Source organism: Bacillus sp. N6 (assembly GCF_052805735.1).
The window spans coordinates 1,818,046-1,835,192 of record NZ_CM127843.1; the positions used below are offsets into that span (position 1 = coordinate 1,818,046).

General features: G+C 34.3%; 16 protein-coding genes and 2 pseudogenes. 16 read left to right on the forward strand and 2 right to left on the reverse strand.

All coding sequences use genetic code 11. The features are described from left to right. Positions 1-124 precede the first annotated feature (124 nt). The 5 genes from ACUXVC_RS09410 to ACUXVC_RS09430 all read left to right on the forward strand — a co-directional run bounded on the left by ACUXVC_RS09410 (position 125) and on the right by ACUXVC_RS09430 (position 5,550). Positions 125-817, forward strand: a complete 693-nt coding sequence (locus ACUXVC_RS09410) for an FMN-dependent NADH-azoreductase (protein ID WP_000522528.1) — start codon at positions 125-127, stop codon at positions 815-817. A gap of 238 nt (positions 818-1,055) precedes the next feature. Continuing rightward, positions 1,056-2,411, forward strand: coding sequence for a branched-chain amino acid transport system II carrier protein (gene brnQ / locus ACUXVC_RS09415; protein ID WP_001284784.1), 1,356 nt, complete (start codon positions 1,056-1,058; stop codon positions 2,409-2,411). Between the two features lie 85 nt (positions 2,412-2,496). Continuing rightward, positions 2,497-2,916: a VOC family protein gene (locus ACUXVC_RS09420; protein WP_000750850.1), complete on the forward strand. Its 420-nt coding sequence runs from the start codon at positions 2,497-2,499 to the stop codon at positions 2,914-2,916. Between the two features lie 329 nt (positions 2,917-3,245). Then, positions 3,246-4,895, forward strand: a complete 1,650-nt coding sequence (locus ACUXVC_RS09425) for a copper resistance CopC/CopD family protein (protein WP_446026016.1) — start codon at positions 3,246-3,248, stop codon at positions 4,893-4,895. Positions 4,896-4,929: 34 nt separating this feature from the next. Further along, a complete protein-coding gene (locus ACUXVC_RS09430; protein ID WP_065228652.1) occupies positions 4,930-5,550 on the forward strand; it encodes a YcnI family copper-binding membrane protein in 621 nt (206 codons plus the stop codon). A gap of 42 nt (positions 5,551-5,592) precedes the next feature. Here ACUXVC_RS09430 and ACUXVC_RS09435 read toward each other — a convergent pair whose 3' ends face one another. After that, positions 5,593-6,498, reverse strand: coding sequence for a DMT family transporter (locus ACUXVC_RS09435; protein ID WP_446026017.1), 906 nt, complete (start codon positions 6,496-6,498; stop codon positions 5,593-5,595). A 97-nt stretch (positions 6,499-6,595) separates the two neighbouring features. Here ACUXVC_RS09435 and ACUXVC_RS09440 point away from each other — a divergent pair, with 97 nt between their 5' ends. The 9 genes and pseudogenes from ACUXVC_RS09440 (at position 6,596) to ACUXVC_RS09480 (ending at position 13,314) form a co-directional block, all read left to right on the forward strand. After that, a complete protein-coding gene (locus ACUXVC_RS09440) occupies positions 6,596-7,465 on the forward strand; it encodes a LysR family transcriptional regulator (RefSeq protein WP_016082033.1) in 870 nt (289 codons plus the stop codon). 121 nt (positions 7,466-7,586) lie between these two features. Beyond that, complete coding sequence (locus ACUXVC_RS09445; protein ID WP_016082032.1) at positions 7,587-8,018, forward strand: Rrf2 family transcriptional regulator; 432 nt, start codon at positions 7,587-7,589, stop codon at positions 8,016-8,018. A gap of 71 nt (positions 8,019-8,089) precedes the next feature. Beyond that, entirely contained in the window at positions 8,090-8,740 is a 651-nt protein-coding gene (locus ACUXVC_RS09450) for a DsbA family oxidoreductase (protein ID WP_000216673.1), read from the forward strand. A gap of 57 nt (positions 8,741-8,797) precedes the next feature. After that, a complete protein-coding gene (locus ACUXVC_RS09455; RefSeq protein ID WP_144465411.1) occupies positions 8,798-9,400 on the forward strand; it encodes a nitroreductase family protein in 603 nt (200 codons plus the stop codon). Positions 9,401-9,526: 126 nt separating this feature from the next. Then, complete coding sequence (locus tag ACUXVC_RS09460) at positions 9,527-9,658, forward strand: hypothetical protein (protein ID WP_000997344.1); 132 nt, start codon at positions 9,527-9,529, stop codon at positions 9,656-9,658. A gap of 469 nt (positions 9,659-10,127) precedes the next feature. After that, positions 10,128-10,532: pseudogene (gene tnpA / locus ACUXVC_RS09465) on the forward strand (IS200/IS605 family transposase). A gap of 3 nt (positions 10,533-10,535) precedes the next feature. Continuing rightward, entirely contained in the window at positions 10,536-11,624 is a 1,089-nt protein-coding gene (gene tnpB, locus ACUXVC_RS09470) for an IS200/IS605 family element RNA-guided endonuclease TnpB (protein ID WP_069355419.1), read from the forward strand. Positions 11,625-11,750: 126 nt separating this feature from the next. Then, positions 11,751-12,119 (forward strand): annotated as a pseudogene (locus ACUXVC_RS09475) (amidase family protein); the annotation flags it as partial. 181 nt (positions 12,120-12,300) lie between these two features. Continuing rightward, positions 12,301-13,314, forward strand: coding sequence for an AI-2E family transporter (locus tag ACUXVC_RS09480; RefSeq protein WP_446026018.1), 1,014 nt, complete (start codon positions 12,301-12,303; stop codon positions 13,312-13,314). A gap of 89 nt (positions 13,315-13,403) precedes the next feature. Here the strand turns inward: ACUXVC_RS09480 and ACUXVC_RS09485 are convergent, their stop codons facing one another. Continuing rightward, the gene (locus tag ACUXVC_RS09485; RefSeq protein ID WP_000715327.1) at positions 13,404-14,348 is read right to left on the reverse strand and encodes an L-lactate dehydrogenase; all 945 of its coding nucleotides are present in this window, start codon (positions 14,346-14,348) and stop codon (positions 13,404-13,406) included. 200 nt (positions 14,349-14,548) lie between these two features. Between ACUXVC_RS09485 and ACUXVC_RS09490 the strand changes: the two genes are divergently transcribed. Beyond that, positions 14,549-15,985, forward strand: coding sequence for a flavin monoamine oxidase family protein (locus tag ACUXVC_RS09490; RefSeq protein ID WP_075719609.1), 1,437 nt, complete (start codon positions 14,549-14,551; stop codon positions 15,983-15,985). A gap of 106 nt (positions 15,986-16,091) precedes the next feature. Further along, on the forward strand, positions 16,092-17,015 hold the full coding sequence (locus ACUXVC_RS09495; RefSeq protein ID WP_001044939.1) for a CobW family GTP-binding protein: 924 nt from the start codon (positions 16,092-16,094) through the stop codon (positions 17,013-17,015). Positions 17,016-17,147 lie beyond the last annotated feature (132 nt).

Here is a 17,147-nt window from a genome sequence, read left to right on the forward strand (position 1 = left end):
AAGGTAATTAAATAACAAAAAGTTTTGATAGCTTAACTTAAGGTATCTATTGGAACTTTTTCTTAGAATAAGAATTTTTATGATGATGAATAATGAATATGAAAAGAAAGATTAGGTGAAGAAAATGGGACTATTTAGCTCATTATTTGGTAAAAAAGAAGAAAATACGAATGTAGAGGGGAATAAAAAAATGTCAAAAGTATTATTTGTAAAAGCAAACGATCGTCCAGCGGAGCAAGCAGTTAGTTCAAAAATGTATGAAACATTTGTAAGTACTTATAAAGAAGCAAATCCAAATACAGAAATTACGGAATTAGATTTATTTGCATTAGATCTTCCTTATTACGGAAATATCGCGATTTCAGGTGGATATAAACGTAGCCAAGGCATGGAGTTAACAGCTGAAGAAGAGAAGGCAGTTGCTACAGTAGATCAATATTTAAATCAGTTTTTAGAAGCTGATAAGGTTGTATTTGCATTCCCATTATGGAACTTTACAGTACCAGCACCATTAATCACATATATTTCATACTTATCTCAAGCTGGAAAAACGTTTAAATATACAGCAAATGGCCCAGAAGGTTTAGTTGGTGGTAAGAAAGTAGTTGTGTTAGGTGCTCGTGGTTCAGATTACTCTTCAGAGCAAATGGCTCCTATGGAAATGGCAGTTAATTACGTAACAACTGTACTTGGATTCTGGGGAATTACAAATCCAGAGACAGTTGTAATTGAAGGACACAATCAATATCCAGATCGTTCACAACAAATTGTTGAAGAAGGTCTAGAAAACGTTAAAAAAGTAGCAGCGAAATTTTAATTTATGATAGTAAATGGAAAAACCAACATGGATGACCGTGTTGGTTTTTTAGTCTATTTTTCATGTTAAAAAATGTATATTTATAAAATAAAAGAAAAGTTCGAAAATAGTATTGCAAAATATTATATAGCAAACTATAATGAGTTCAAGAATAGTTGATACTTAAATTAAATATTCAGAAAATTCAATTAGTTAAAATTGGAAAATGAGATAAGGAAATTTGAATGGGGGTTATATTATGGCGAATAAAGTACCGTTTTCGTTCATAGTAGTTATTGGATTAATGTTATTTGCACTATTTTTTGGAGCAGGAAATTTAATTTTCCCAGCGATGCTTGGTCAATCAGCAGGAGAGAATGTATGGATTGCTAACGCTGGATTTTTAGTAACTGGTGTTGGATTACCATTACTAGGTGTACTAGCATTTGGTTTTTCAGGTAAAGATGATTTACAGTCATTAGCAAGTCGTGCTCACCCAGTGTTCGGGATTGTATTTACAACAGTTTTATACTTAGCGATCGGTCCGTTATTTGCAATACCGAGAACAGGAAATGTATCTTATGAAATTGGTCTTAAGCCGTTTATGCCAGAAGGAGTAGGTTCTACACCTTTAATTCTTTTCACAATTATATTCTTTAGTATCACTTGTTTTTTTTCGCTAAATCCCGCGAAAATTGTCGATATTGTTGGAAAAATCTTAACGCCAATTAAGTTGACTTTCATCGGTATTTTAGTAATCGTTGCTTTTATACATCCGATTGGAGATATGCAAGCACCAGTGGAAGCTTATACATCACATGCATTCTTTAAAGGATTCCAAGAAGGATACTTAACGATGGATACGCTTGCATCATTCGTATTCGGGATTATCATTATCAATGCTATTAAAGAAAAAGGTGCGAAAACGAAAACACAAATTATGGTCGTTTGTGCAAAAGCGACAATAATTGCAGCATCTATTTTAGCAATTATCTATACAGCTCTTTCTTATATGGGTGCTTCAAGTGTTGCAAAGCTTGGACATTTAGAAAACGGCGGAGAAGTATTAGCGAAAGTTTCTAACTACTATTTCGGATCATATGGCGGAGTATTATTAGGATTAATGATTACAGTAGCTTGTTTAACAACTAGTGTGGGACTTGTATCAGCATGTTCTTCATTCTTCCATAAGTTATTCCCAAATGTTCCTTACAAAGCAATTGCAATCACACTATGTGTATTTAGTGCAATTGTTGCAAACGTAGGATTAACACAGTTAATCGCAGTTTCTGTTCCAGTATTAACAGCAATTTATCCACTAGCAATCGTATTGATTTTCTTAACATTCTTCCATTCATTATTCAAAGGAAGAGCTGAAGTTTATCAAGTGAGCTTAATCGTAACATTTATCATCAGCTTATTCGATGGATTAAGTGCAGCTGGAGTTAACATTGAAGTAGTAAGCCAAGTGTTCACTAAATTCCTTCCGATGCAGGAAGTAGGATTAGGCTGGATCTTCCCAGCGATTATCGGTGGATTTATCGGATATGGCATTAGTGTTGTAAAAGCAAAAAATCAAGTTCAACCAGCTAGTGCGAATAAGAAAATAGGTTAAATAAAAAAGTTATAGAACTTGTTTCTATAACTTTTTTTGTTACTATTGATAAGGATAGAAAAAATAAAGTAGTAGGGGAAATAAAATGAAAAAAACAATTGATCATATCGGCATCGCAGTTCGAGATATAGATAGTACGATACGTTTTTATGAAAATGTGTTACTAGGAACTTTAATAGATCGTTACGTAAGTGAAGCTCCTGGTGTGGAAAGCGAAGTAGCCATTCTTGAAGTGGATGGAGATAGAATTGAATTACTTGCACCGACGAATAATACGACATCTCCAATTGCCCGTTTTATTAAACAAAAAGGTAAAGGTGTTCATCACGTTGCGTATCGTGTCGATGATTTAGATGTGGCTCTAGAAGAGTTAAAAGAACAAGGTATTCGGACATTAGAGCATACACTACGCATTAATAAGCACGGTAGAAGGTTAATTTATCTTAACCCAGCGGATACTGAAGGAACGATTATCGAGTATTGTGATTATCCGGAAGAGAAATAGAAGAGGGATATTTTTTTAAAGGTGTTACGTAATAACGTAATACCTTTTTATTTATGTATTTCACATTTTCTTCACAAATGATTCACGATAACTTTTCTTCTTTGATAACTTACATAAATATATTTTATGATATAATAACAATCGACTTTAAAAATGTAAGTTGTTTCTATCATAATAGTTACTATTATATTAGAAGTTTAGAGGTGGAAGAGAAATAAAGAGTTATACTTTCTAGAAGTTTATATTTAATCAGGTTAATATTTCGCCGGAGAATCAAACTTCGGAAGTTAAAGTAATGAAAATAGAGCGATGAGGAAGAAAGAAGTGAAATGAGTGTGAAAGTAATGAGAAGATTAGGGACATGGTTATTACTTGCGTGTGTGCTTATTATATTGATACCGAAAAGTGCATTTGCTCATGCGTATGTTGTGAAATCAAACCCTACGGAAAATGAAACGTTGAAGAGAGCACCATCTGTTGTGAAAATTGAATTCGATGAGGACATACAAGTTTCACGTTTTAATACATTGTATGTGAGAGATACATCAGGTAAAAGAGTCGATTTAAAAGATGCTCATATTGATAAAAAAAATAAAAAACTATTAGAAGCCGGATTAAAAGAAAATCTCAAAACTGGTCTCTACTCTATTCAGTGGAAAGCTATTTCAGCTGATGGGCATCCAATTCAAGGGGTTATTCCATTCCGTATTGGATTAGCGGAAGCGGGAACAGACGATGTACAAGTGGAAGAGATGGGGTATGTCCCGCAAATCGATATGATTATGGAACGTGGGATTCTATATACGAGTTTCTCGCTATTTTTAGGAGTTCTCTTCTTTAATCTTATTATGTATAAAGGGAATGCAACCTCGGTTCGATTAAGGAGTAAGAACATAATATGGATCTCTTTATTTGGGATATTGATTAGCTTGTTATTCAATCTACCACTGCAAGCGAAAATAAATGCTGATGTTTCATGGCTAGAAGCATTCAACCCTTTACTATTAAAAGAAACATTACAGCTTTCTGTTTTTGGTTATGTATGGATTACTCAAATGGTTCTCATTAGTACGCTTATAATTGTTACGTATTTTGCGGTGAAGCATGAGAAGTTTTCGTCGTTTAAAGTATGGAGTATTCCAATACTATTGTTTATAGGGTTACTTGTTATGAAGGCCTTTAATAGTCACGCATACGGTTTAAAGTTTAAAGACATTGCTGTCGTTATGGATTTTCTACATTTATTCGCAGCTTCATTATGGGTGGGTGGTTTATCATCTATTATTCTTCTTTTACGTAATGAGGATAACAAGTGGCATATGTATTGGGATATGATTAAGCGTTTTTCACCGTGGGCAACAGGTGCTGTCATCGTGATTTTAATAACAGGCCTTTTTAACAGTACATTTTTTATTCCAACAATCCACTCGTTATTTGATACGAAGTATGGATTGGCTTTATTAACAAAGATACTTTTATTCATTTTCATGGGGATATTGGGAATTATTCATTATGTGAAAGGGAGAATGCGAGCGCAGCAAGGATTAGGAGCTACGGTGAAAGTAGAGTTTATCATTGGAATTATCATTTTCGTCATCGTAGCTTTTATGACAAACGTACAAACACCACCGATGCCTCCTACTGGACCTTTTACAGAGAGTAAGCAATTAGATAATGGATATGAACTTACGCTAAATGTAAGTCCGAATAAGGTAGGACAAAATAAATTCCATATTACACTAAAGGATGAAAAGGGACAGCCTATTACTGATATGGAACAAATGATATTGACGACTCAATCATTAGATATGAACATGGGAAAAAGTTCATTTAAAGTTTCAGTAGTTTCACCGGGAGAATATGAAGCAGAAGGTATGTATATTAACATGACAGGAAACTGGAATATACATGTTCATGGATTAACAAAATCTCTTGATAGTTTCGATACAGATTTTAAATTTATTGTCGGTGGCAGATAAAAAGAAGCTATGTATGAAAAGGAGCTAATAGAAAATGAAACGTATAAAAAAATTAGGAACAACAATGATCGCAACAATTATTGCAATGGGAATTTTTTCGTTACCTGTTAGTGCGCACGTCACTGTAAAACCAGCAACTTCTGATATTGGTTCTTGGGAGACTTATACGATAAAAGTACCAGTTGAAAAAAATGAAGCAACGACGAAAGTTACACTGAAAATACCGTCTGGAGTAGAGTTCCAACAGTATGAACCAGTCCCAGGATGGAAAGTTGAGGAGCAAAAAGATACAGCCGGAAAAGTTAAAACTGTAGTATGGGAAGCGACAGGAGAAGGGATTTTAACCGGCCAGTTCCAGCGATTTACTTTCGTCGCTAAAAATCCGGATAAAGAGCAAAAAATAGCTTGGGACGCATATCAACAATATAAAGACGGAGAAATTGTTGAATGGACAGGTGATGAAAAAGCTGAAAAACCGCATTCACTTACTACAATTGCAAAAGGTACGTCATTAACAGGAGAACATGGTGAAGTGTCTAGTGTAGAAAAGAATGAAGGTACTAGTAATATGCAATTGATAGCAATTGTCTTATCTATTTTGGCGATAGTATCGTCGGTAAGTGCGTGTGTTCTTGTAGTACGTCGTAAAAAGTAAGACGTAAGAAAGAGCCTACAAACAGTAGGCTCTTTCTTACGTTTATTTCACTTCAACCCGCTGCCTTACAGCAAATGCTTTCGGTTTTATATTTACAAAACAAATGCTCACAACAATAAATAATAGCCCAATAAATAAGCTCATTGTAATGGCCTCATGTAAGAAAATTGAACTTACAATAATAGCAATTAGTGGAATGAGGAATGTATAAGCCCCAACTTTACTTGCTTCACCAGCTCCAACAAGTGTGAAGTATGCAAGCCACCCCATTGCAATAACAAAGAATGAAATAAAGAGTAGTACACTAACAAATGGCATACTCCAAGCAATACTAGACCAACTTTCAAATTCTGAGCCAAATCCGATTAAACAAAGACCACCGATAAGAAGCTGAATTGTTACCATCCAAATGGCATTCACACGGTGACCAGTCTTCTTAATGAATACTGTGCCAAGTGCCCAGCCAATAGCGCATCCTAACGCGAGAAGGATTCCAATAACAGAAATATGTCCTGTTAAACTGCTTGAGCTAATAACACCTACACCAATAAATCCGAGAACAAGCCCGAAAATTTTCAAGCCGTACATTGATTCTTCAAGCCATATCCACGAGAAAATACCGAGTAAAACTGGTTGTAGAAATACAATGGCGGAAAATAACCCAGCAGGCATATATTGAAGACCAACAGTTTGTAACCCGTAAAATATAATGATGTTAAGTAAAGAAGAAATAACGTATAAATGCCACGTTTCTTTTAAATGTAATTCTTTATATTTGGGTAGAGCGAAAAGGAGTAAAATGAATCCTCCAATTAAAGTTCGAACGCCTGCAAATAAAACGGGTGGTGTATAATGCAGGGCAAACTTAGATAAAGGCCAATTGATTCCCCACATGAAAACGAGAAAGGTAAGGATTATGGCCGTCTTAGTTCGAGAAAGCTGTGTCACGGTAAGACCTCCTTGTTGTTATTCATTTCACTATGATATGATATCGACTGTAATAAATAAAATGAATCTTTTTTATAAGGAGTATAAGTGATTAGTTATGACCATTACACAACTGCAAGTATTAATAAAAACTGTTGAGTTAGGTAGTTTTACGAAGGCCGCCAGGGTATTAAATATGACGCAGCCCGCTGTTAGTCATGCGATTTCAAGTATTGAGTCAGAGTTAGGCGTTACTATTCTTATACGTGATAAACGAAAAGGGCTCCTCATTACGGATGTAGGAAACAGGATTCTTGTACATATTAGAGAGATTTTGAACGGTGTAGAGAAGATTGAACAAGAAGTTGCGATGGAGAAAGGACATGAAGTTGGGACGATTCGAATTGGTAGTTTTCCGAGTGCCTCTGCACATTTCTTACCGAAAATGATAAACCTTTTTAAGGAGAAGTATCCGAACTTAGAAGTAGTTCTTTGTGAAGGAACGATTAAAGAAGTTGAAGATTGGTTAGTATCGAGGGTTATTGATATAGGAATTGTTATTTTGCCTAATAAAGATATGGAGATTGTTCCATTAACGAAGGGGAAAATGGTTGCTATCTTAAGAGAGGATCATCCTCTCTGTAAGAAGGACTCTATTACCATTAGTGATTTAGAGAATGAACCAATCATATTATGTAAGGGCGGATACGAACCACCTATTATTGACATGTTTAAACAAGCAAACGTACCACTTCGGGCTGAGTATGTAATTTCGACAGTTACTACAGCTTTAAATATGATTCAAGAAGGATTAGGCATTGCAATATTAGCTGAATTATCTTTAACAAATTTACCAAAAAATGTGCAAACGAGAGAATTGGAACCACAAGTATGGAGAGAAATTGCATTAGCTGTTCCTTCATTAAAGGATTCTTCAATCGCTGTGCAGCTATTTATTGAAGAATTTCAAGCGCTATTTGCAGAATAAAAAGGGGTGTCTCATATATTATAATGGGACACTTTTTAATTTACTTATAAAAAAATCTATGAAAAGGATTGACTTATCTTTTTGTTGTAACTATAATGATTACATCAAGGTGGTGATTACGATGAAAATTAGTAGCCGCTTTTCTATAGCTGTTCATATTTTATCTATTTTAAAAAACAATCCATCTTCACTATGCACTTCAGACTATATGGCTGAGAGTGTGAATACAAATCCAGTAGTCATTCGTAAAATTATGTCGTATTTGAAACAAGCTGGCTTTGTTTATGTAAATCGTGGACCAGGTGGCGCGGGATTACTAAAAGATTTACATGAAATCACATTGTTAGATGTGTATCATGCAGTGAATGTAGTAGAAGAAGACAAGCTATTTCACATTCACGAGCAACCAAATCCAGATTGTCCAATTGGGGCGAATATTCAAGCGGTGTTAGAAATTATTTTAATTCAAGCGCAATCCGCGATGGAAGAAGTTTTGAGAACTATTACGATGGGGCAATTGTTTGAAACTTTGCAAGAAAAAATGAATGCTTAAATAATATTTATATTTTTTTGCTATTAATGTAACCGATTCAATTACAACGATGAAGGTAAGGTGTAAAAGTTATGACTGTAAAAATGAAAGTATACTCAGATTTTATATGTCCGTTTTGTTTTTTAGCGAAAGGTCCATTAGATGAGGTAGCGAAAGAGAAAGATGTAGAGATTGAATGGATGCCATTTGAATTACGTCCAAGTCCATATTCAAAAATAGATCCATGGAATGAGCCAGAAAAATTAGGTTCATGGGATGCTTTCATTCTTCCGACAGCGAAGAAGTTAGGAATTGATATGCGCTTGCCACGTGTTTCACCACATCCATATACACATTTAGCTTTCGAAGGATGTCAATTTGCGAAAGAACGTGGACTAGGTAATGAGTATCATCACCGCGTATTCACAGCATTTTTCCAAGAAGAGCAAAACATTGAAGATATTGATGTGTTAACAAAATTAGCGGTAGAAGTAGGACTTCCTGAAGCAGAATTTAAAGATGCTTTAGTAACTCGTAAATATAAAGAAAAGCATCAAGAAGCAATTCAACACGCATATGATGAAGCGAATATTATGGCTGTTCCAACTGTCATGATTGGAGATGAAGTCATTCAAGGGCTTGCTAGTAAAGAAACACTAGAAAGGGTCATTGATAAAGAAATTGAAAAGGATAAAACAAATTCATTTGAAGGTATGCAATGTAATACCGATGGATATTGCTAATTCGCTTGTTATGAAATAACAAAATAAATTATAAAACAAACATTTGGAGGAATTAAAATGTCAGCAACTACAACAAACTTAAAAGAAGCAATCGTGAACCGCCGTTCAATTCGTAAAGTAACAAAAAACGATGCAATTACGAAAGAAAGAATTGAAGAAGTGTTAAAAACAGCTTTACACGCACCAACATCTTTCAATATGCAAAGTGGTCGTATGGTTGTATTAATGGATGGAGAGCATGAAAAGTTTTGGGATATTGTTAAAGAAACACTAAGAGCTCGCGTACCAGCAGAAAACTTTGAAGCGACTGTAGAAAGACTAAAAGGCTTCCATGCAGGTGTAGGAACAGTTCTATTCTTTGAAGATCAAGCAACTGTAGAAAAAATGCAAGAAAATGCACCATTATATAAAGATCAGTTCCCATTCTGGTCTCATCAAGGAAATGCGATGTTACAACACACTGTGTGGATGCTATTATCTGCTGAAGGAATTGGGGCGTCATTACAACATTACAACCCAATCGTAGATGCTGAAGTGAAAGAAACTTGGAACATTCCGGCAGAGTGGAGCTTAATAGGTCAAATGCCATTTGGTGAACCAAACGAACAACCAGCAGAAAGAACGTTCTTGCCTACTGAAGATGTAGTGAAATTTTATTAAGAAATACAATATGTAACGAGAAGGAAGCTGTGCTTAAAAACAGCTTCCTTTTTTGTAGTGGTGTTAATTTATGTGCATTTAGGGAAGAAATATAAGAAATAATACGGTGAGAAGGGAATTAGAAAAATGAATGATGAGAAAAAATATACAGTGGTAGGTACTGATGTTGAGGAAGTAAAGCGTTTAAATAAAAATTCAGGATTAACGTATAATCAAGTGAAAGAAATGTTAGCAAAGCAAATGCAAAAAAAGAAGTAATTAGATTGAAATCTTTCATTTTTTCATTTAGCATTTTGATTGGAGAGAGTTAAGTAAAAGGTAACTCTCTTTTTTGTATAGCTAAGCATCTTATAGAGTGGAGGAAGCAACATGAAGAAATGGGTAAAGGTAACGCTGTCTATCACTGGAGGCATTGTCTTATTAGCGTGTGCCGGCGGATATCACGTATATAAAAACTATTTTTCAAAGAACCTGAGTGTATCTTATACTCTAAAAATAGAGTGTTAACGATTATCTTTCGCAGCAAAAAACGTACCGGTAAAATCGTTAGAAGAGATTATGGCGTTTAACGAATTTCCCGAAAGAATTCTCCTTCCTGGGGCGTGTGAAGGGCATAGCCCAACGATATGTGGGAGATGAATTTCGGTTTTGCGCAGCCAAAAGGCTTTGCCTTTTATTTTCATCCCCCGATATAATCAGTCTTATAGAGGGGAAGGTTGGTATATCAATGAAGTTAGATAGCAATAATCATTCAGTGTTCTTGTTGTATTATCACCTTGTATTGGTCGTGAAATACAGAAGAAATGTATTTGATGATGATATGTCAGACTATGCAAAAGACATGTTTGTCCGATTATCTGAAAACTATAACATCACATTAGTTGAATGGAATCATGATGTAGACCATGTGCATATCTTATTCAAGGCACATCCGAATACAGAAATGACAAAGTTCATTAATGCTTATAAAAGTGCAAGTTCTTGACTCATCAAGAGAGACTTTCCCCATGTGAGAAAGAAACTTTGGAAAGAAATGTTTTGGTCAAGAAGCTTTTGCTTGATTACTACGGGTGCTCCACCGATAGATGTAGTAAAGAAATATATTGAAAATCAAGGGAAAAGTGAGGTGTAGGAAATGTTAAAATCATACAAATATCGTATCTATCCAAATAAAGAACAACAAATGTTTTTCTCAAAAACATTTGGATGTGTTCGATTTGTATACAACAAGATGCTTGCAGATAGAATCAAATCTTATCAAGAATCACAGGATACACTTGATAGATCTGTTACATATCCTACGCCCGCACAATATAAGGCTGAATTTCCATTCCTAAAGGAAGTTGATAGTCTTGCGTTAGCGAATGCTCAAATGAATTTGAATAAAGCATACGCTAACTTTTTCCGGGATAAATCTATTGGATTCCCGAAATTCAAAAGTAAGAAAGATAACCACCGTAGTTATACAACAAATAACCAAAAAGGCACGGTTTACATTGAGAGTGGTTATATCAAGCTGCCCAAACTAAAGACCTTGGTAAAGATTAAACAGCACAGACAATTCTTTGGATTAATTAAGTCTACTACAGTGTCTCAAACACCTACTGGTAAATACTTTGTATCGATTTTAGTAGAAGAAAATGAGCAATTGTTTCCTAAAGTTGATGCAAAAGTTGGTATTGATGTTGGGCTAAAAGACTTTGCAATATTGTCTAATGGCAAGAAATATGAGAACCCTAAATGGTTGAGAAAAGCCGAAAGAAGATTAGCTCTTCTGCAGCGCTCTTTGTCGCGTAAAAAGAAAGGTTCAAACAATAGAAACAAGGCCAGGTTACAAGTTGCAAGACTTCATGAGAAGATTGCGAATCAACGCAATGATTTTCTTCACAAGATAAGCAATGAAATCACAAACGAAAACCAAGTAATTGTGATTGAGGACTTGAAAGTGAAGAACATGCAAAAGAATTACAAATTAGCAAAAGCAATCAGTGAAGTATCTTGGGCTACATTCAGAGAGCTCCTTGACTATAAAGCAATATGGAAAGGTCGCGATTTGATAGTCGCACCTAAGAATTATGCGAGTAGTCAATTGTGTTCTTGCTGTGGTTATAAAAATAAGGAAGTCAAGAATCTAAGCCTTAGAGAGTGGACTTGCCCTGAATGCAATAGCCATCATGATAGAGATGTAAACGCAAGTATAAACTTACTAAAATTAGCCACGTAATTGGTATTTTCTTTAGGGGTAGGTACTACCCTTATAGCTTGGTAAATATAGATAGCTAATAAAAGTATCTACTTCCCAAGAAGCTCCCACTTCAAACAGCCCGTAAGGACGTTAAGTGGTGAGTAGTTCACTAAAAAGGATAGTAAAAGACGAATAAAATACGGACAAACATTAATTGAGGGGTCTGAAAAATCTGCTATAACGAAAGAAGAGTTCGAAAACGTAGTGCAAACGAGTCGAGAAAACGCAAGAAAAGAGCTAGATAGGTATTTAGTAGAAAAAGGTTTGGATGCTCTAGTTATGATTAATAACGATGAAGTCCTTCTATCAGCTGTAGCTGGTTATCCGGAATTAGCGGTTCCTGCTGGATATGATAAAAATGGAGAACCAATCGGTGTAGTGTTTGTAGGGAAACAGTTTGGTGAAAAAGAGCTTTTCAATATTGGATATGCGTATGAACAGCAGTCTAAAAATAGAAAATCACCTAGTTTATAAAAAATTATATGAAAAATAACTGTAATCCACCGAAATATGTTGGTAGATCTCAGTTAAACGAATCTAACAATATGAAAAGAAAAAAAGGATTCTTCTTAATTAGTAAGAAAGATTGTCTATAGGAGTTCATAAAATGTAATATATTCAATTTCCATCCATTGAAGGGGGAGGTTAATTCTTAATGAATGAAGTAAAGAGTTTTTTTCGAAGTAGAGGGTTTCAACGGTTTCTCGTTTTAATAATAGTAGCGCTTGTATTATATGCATTAAAAAGTATGATCAATTTAATATTAATTACGTTTATACTGACGTTTTTAATGGATCGATTTCAACGTTTTATTTCAAGAAAATTGAAAGTAAACCGGAAAATTGTTATTGCATGTTTGTATATAATACTAGTTTCCTTTATTGGCACAACATTATATAAATATTTACCTGTGCTGACGATACAAATTTCACAATTAATTTATCAATTTAAAATATTTTTTCAAAATCCACCTGATAATGAAATCGTTAAATATGCACTTTCGACAATTAATGGGATGGAAGTATCAAAATATATAGAACAAGGTGTAGATGTCATATATCAATCAATAGCAAATATAGGGAAGGTAAGTTTACAAATATTATTATCTCTAATTTTAAGCTTATTTTTCTTATTAGAAAAAGAGCGTATTATTACATTTACATCTAAGTTTAAAGACAGTAAGCTAAAGATCTTTTATGAGGAAATTGCATATTTTGGTGAAAGATTTGCAAGATCGTTCGGTAAAGTAATTGAAGCTCAGTTTTTAATTGCCGTTGTAAATTGTATTCTTACTGTCATTGCATTAATCGTTTTAGGATTTCCACAGCTACTCGTATTAGCTGTTATGATTTTCTTACTAGGGTTGATTCCTGTTGCAGGTGTGATTATTTCTTTGTTTCCACTTTGTATCATTGCTTACAACGTAGGCGGGGTTATGTACGTAGTATACATAATCGTGTTCATAACAGTAATCCACGCTCTTGAAAGTTATTTTTTAAATCCGAAGTTTATGTCTGCAAAAACAAATTTACCAATCTTTTATACATTTATGATTCTCATCTTCTCAGAGCATTTCCTCGGAATATGGGGGCTTATTATCGGCATACCAATCTTTATTTTTTTATTAGATGTGTTTGATATAAATAATGAGGATACGACTGGAAAATAACAAATGATAGAAAATCATTAAAAAGTCATAGGGGATAATGAAAATAAAAAAAGCAATCCAAAATAAATTGGATTGCTTTTTTATCTTAATTAAAGAACTGGAGCCATTGTTTCTTTCAATACTTGAACAGAGTGATCGAATTTTAATTCTTCTTCTTCACTTAGTTCAACTTCTAAAATTTCACGAACACCGCCGCGATTTAAAACAGCAGGTACCCCGATGTAAACATCTTTTTGACCATATTGACCTTCTAAGTAAGCTGATACAGTTAATACACTATTTTCATCGTTTAAAATTGCTTTTGTAACACGTAGAAGTGACATACCGATACCATAATAAGTTGCGCCTTTACGCTCAATAATATGGTAAGCTGCATCACGGACGTTTATGAAAATTTTGTCTAAATCTTCTTGATTATACGTGTTGTCTTTTTCAAGCAGTGTTTGTAGTTTTTGGATACCAACGGAAACATGACTCCAAACAGGAAGTTCAGTATCGCCGTGTTCTCCGATAATATAAGCGTGAATGTTGTGTGGACCAATATTGAAGTACTCACCTAACATATAGCGGAAACGAGCAGAATCAAGTGTTGTACCAGAACCAATTACACGTTCTTTCGGTAAACCAGATTCTTTCCAAGTTACGTAAGTTAAAATATCTACAGGGTTTGTTGCGATTAAGAAGATGCCATCAAATCCGCTATCCATAATACTGCGAACGATTTGTTTAAAGATTTTAGCGTTTTTCTCTACTAAATCTAAACGTGTTTCGCCTGGCTTTTGTGGTAATCCAGCTGTAATAACTACAAGGTCAGCATCTTTACAATCTTCGTAGCTGCCTTTCCATACTCTAGTTGGAGCTGGTGCGAATGGAACAGCATGACTTAAATCCATTGCTTCCCCTTCAGCTTTTGCCTCATTTACATCGACTAAAACAAATTCTTCAGCTACGGCTTGGTTAATCATGCAGTAAGCATAACTACATCCAACTGCTCCTGTTCCTACTAATACAACACGGTTAATACCTTTTTTCATTTCAAAATTCCTCGCAATTTCATTGATTTTATTATGTAAGATAATACGTCTTACTTCTATAGAGTCATATCTAGTTTATTACATTTTATAAAAGATATTCAAGTATTTGAAAATGTATCCGTGCAAATCCGCGAACAAAACATAGGAATTCAGTGAACCGAATATAATTCAGTAAAATCCTTTGTAAAAGGGGAAATGGCATGGGGAACCCATTAGCAATGGAAGAAATGCTTCATATTATTCATGCAGGGCTTGTTAAAAAGAATAACCCAAAACGGATTACGATTGCAGGTGCAGGGATTTCTGGATTAGTTGCAGGTTCTTTATTAAAAGAGGCTGGGCACGAAGTAACGATTATAGAAGCAAATAACAGAATAGGTGGCAGGGTGTATACGATTCGGGAACCATTTAGTGTGGGTTTATATTTTAATGCGGGACCGATGAGAATCCCTGACACCCATAAGTTAACCTTAGCGTATATTCATAAATTTAAACTACCTTTAAACCTTTTTATAAATAAAACTTTTGCAGATATCATTTATACGAATAACATTCAAACGAGATTGAATGTGTTTGAAAATGATCCAAGTGTACTTGAATATCCGGTTTTGGATAAAGAAAAAGGAAAAACGGCAGAAGAGCTAATGATTGAGGTATTAGAACCAATACTAAATTATATTAAGAAGGATCCTGATAAAAACTGGCTTATTGTTGAAAAAAAGTATAAAACGTATTCGCTTGGTTCATTATTAATGGAGTATTATTCAGATGGTGCAATAGATATGATTGGGGTACTTCTTGATATGGAAGCTTATATGGGAATGTCCTTAATTGAAGTATTACGTGAAATGATTTTCTTTACTTCAACAACGAAATATTATGAAATAACTGGTGGAATGGATAAGTTATCGAATGCATTCTTACCACAATTAAGAGAACATATTTTAATGCCGTATAAGGTTGATAAAATCATACAAGAAGATAATAAAGTAATGTTACAAGGAAATCATGAACAAACGTTAGAGCAATTTACAATAACAAGTGATTTTGCTATTATTACAATTCCATTTTCAGCGTTAAGATTTGTAGAAGTTCAGCCATACTATTTATTCTCTTATTTTAAAAAAAGAGCAATTCGTGAATTAAATTATATTGCTGCAACTAAAATTGCAATAGAGTTTAAAAGTAGATTTTGGGAGAAAGCGGGACAGTGTGGCGGTAAATCTATTACTGATTTACCGATACGGTTTACATACTATCCGAGTTATGGCATTCATACTCCAGGACCAGCTATCGTAATAGCAAGTTATACGTGGGCAGATGAGGCGTTAACATGGGATAGTCTCCCGCAAAGAGATCGTATTCGTTACGCATTAAAAAATTTAGCGGAAATATACGGTGACATCGTCTATAGTGAGTTTGTCACTGGAACATCTTTTAGCTGGAGTAAAAATCCGTATTCTTGCGGTGCATTTACAGCTTTCGAACCAGGCCAAGAGCTCGAGTTATTTCCGTATATTACACCACCATCTGGAAAAGTACATTTTGCAGGAGAGCATACGACATTAACACATGGATGGATGCAAGGGGCAATTGAGTCTGGAGTTAGAGTTGCATATGAAGTAAATGAACAGTGAATCTCTTATATTTACAAATGGTCATTCTTTTAATAAAATGATAAATATAAATCGTAATTATTACGCTTTGAATACATTTGAAGTAAAGAAATGGATGGTCGGTTGAATGAATAAAGTGGAGATTCATATATTAGGTGGTTTTTTAGGTAGTGGAAAATCAACATTATTACAAAATTTATTGTTAGCAGAGAAAAAGAAGAATAGAAAAGTTGCAGTATTAATGAATGAAATTGGTGAATACTCGGTAGATACAGATATTATTGGAAAAGAGAATGTTTTAAGAGAACTTCTTAAAGGATGTATTTGTTGTACATTAAAAGAAGAGCTTGAAATACAATTACATTCGTTATACCAACAAGAAAGACCAGATGTAATTTATATAGAAACGACAGGTGTTGCGCATCCAATTGAAGTGTTAGACGCGTGTGTCTCGCCAATTTTAGCTCCTTTTCTGGAAGTGAAATCAATTGTAGTCGTTTTAGATGCAGTAAGGTGGTTAAATCGAAGTATATTAAGTGCAAATGTACAACAGCTATTGCATGAGCAACTGAAATTTGGTAGTCACATTCTTGTTAATAAAGCAGATTTACTAACAGATGAAGATAAGAATACAGTATTTGAAGAAGTAAAGGCAATAAATGATCATGCGAAAATGTATGAGACAAAGTATTGTAATATATCTTTAAAAGATATAGAAGAAGCAGAATTTCCAAATGATGAGGAACACGAGACACTACATGTCAAACAGCATTTACATATACAAACGATGACGTATCAATTTACGAAACCGATTGATCAAGACAAATTATATGAATGGCTTTCGAATTTACCAGATAGTATTTATCGAGTAAAAGGTTTTGTGAAATTCCATGGAGATAAATACCCTCACCTATTCCAATATTCGTTCGGAGTACCAACTTTATTAGAACAAGACTTCGGTTTCCCGACAAACTTAGTAGTAATAGGAGAAGGACTAGATAAGAAACAATTGGCTGAAGGGTTAGAGAAAGTAGAACTTAACTCTAATTAAGGGGAAAAGACTAACTTAAAAATAAGTTAGTCTTTTTGTATGGTCATTACTGAAATGAAACAGTATTTTCAATTGGATTGCAGAATATATATTGATTGTATGTCCGTTTCCATTACATAGGAAGGTGATTAT

Excerpts from the sequence above, each read along its gene's own strand:
- brnQ (WP_001284784.1), top strand. The coding sequence starts at position 1,056 with ATGGCGAATAAAGTACCGTTTTCGTTCATAGTAGTTATTGGATTAATG.
- ACUXVC_RS09460 (WP_000997344.1), top strand. The coding sequence starts at position 9,527 with ATGAATGATGAGAAAAAATATACAGTGGTAGGTACTGATGTTGAGGAA.
- ACUXVC_RS09420 (WP_000750850.1), top strand. The coding sequence starts at position 2,497 with ATGAAAAAAACAATTGATCATATCGGCATCGCAGTTCGAGATATAGAT.
- ACUXVC_RS09430 (WP_065228652.1), top strand. The coding sequence starts at position 4,930 with ATGAAACGTATAAAAAAATTAGGAACAACAATGATCGCAACAATTATT.
- ACUXVC_RS09480 (WP_446026018.1), top strand. The coding sequence starts at position 12,301 with ATGAATGAAGTAAAGAGTTTTTTTCGAAGTAGAGGGTTTCAACGGTTT.
- ACUXVC_RS09495 (WP_001044939.1), top strand. The coding sequence starts at position 16,092 with ATGAATAAAGTGGAGATTCATATATTAGGTGGTTTTTTAGGTAGTGGA.
- ACUXVC_RS09440 (WP_016082033.1), top strand. The coding sequence starts at position 6,596 with ATGACCATTACACAACTGCAAGTATTAATAAAAACTGTTGAGTTAGGT.
- ACUXVC_RS09450 (WP_000216673.1), top strand. The coding sequence starts at position 8,090 with ATGACTGTAAAAATGAAAGTATACTCAGATTTTATATGTCCGTTTTGT.
- ACUXVC_RS09445 (WP_016082032.1), top strand. The coding sequence starts at position 7,587 with ATGAAAATTAGTAGCCGCTTTTCTATAGCTGTTCATATTTTATCTATT.
- tnpB (WP_069355419.1), top strand. The coding sequence starts at position 10,536 with ATGTTAAAATCATACAAATATCGTATCTATCCAAATAAAGAACAACAA.
- ACUXVC_RS09425 (WP_446026016.1), top strand. The coding sequence starts at position 3,246 with ATGAGTGTGAAAGTAATGAGAAGATTAGGGACATGGTTATTACTTGCG.
- ACUXVC_RS09410 (WP_000522528.1), top strand. The coding sequence starts at position 125 with ATGGGACTATTTAGCTCATTATTTGGTAAAAAAGAAGAAAATACGAAT.
- ACUXVC_RS09490 (WP_075719609.1), top strand. The coding sequence starts at position 14,549 with ATGGGGAACCCATTAGCAATGGAAGAAATGCTTCATATTATTCATGCA.
- ACUXVC_RS09455 (WP_144465411.1), top strand. The coding sequence starts at position 8,798 with ATGTCAGCAACTACAACAAACTTAAAAGAAGCAATCGTGAACCGCCGT.
- ACUXVC_RS09485 (WP_000715327.1), bottom strand. The coding sequence starts at position 14,348 with ATGAAAAAAGGTATTAACCGTGTTGTATTAGTAGGAACAGGAGCAGTT.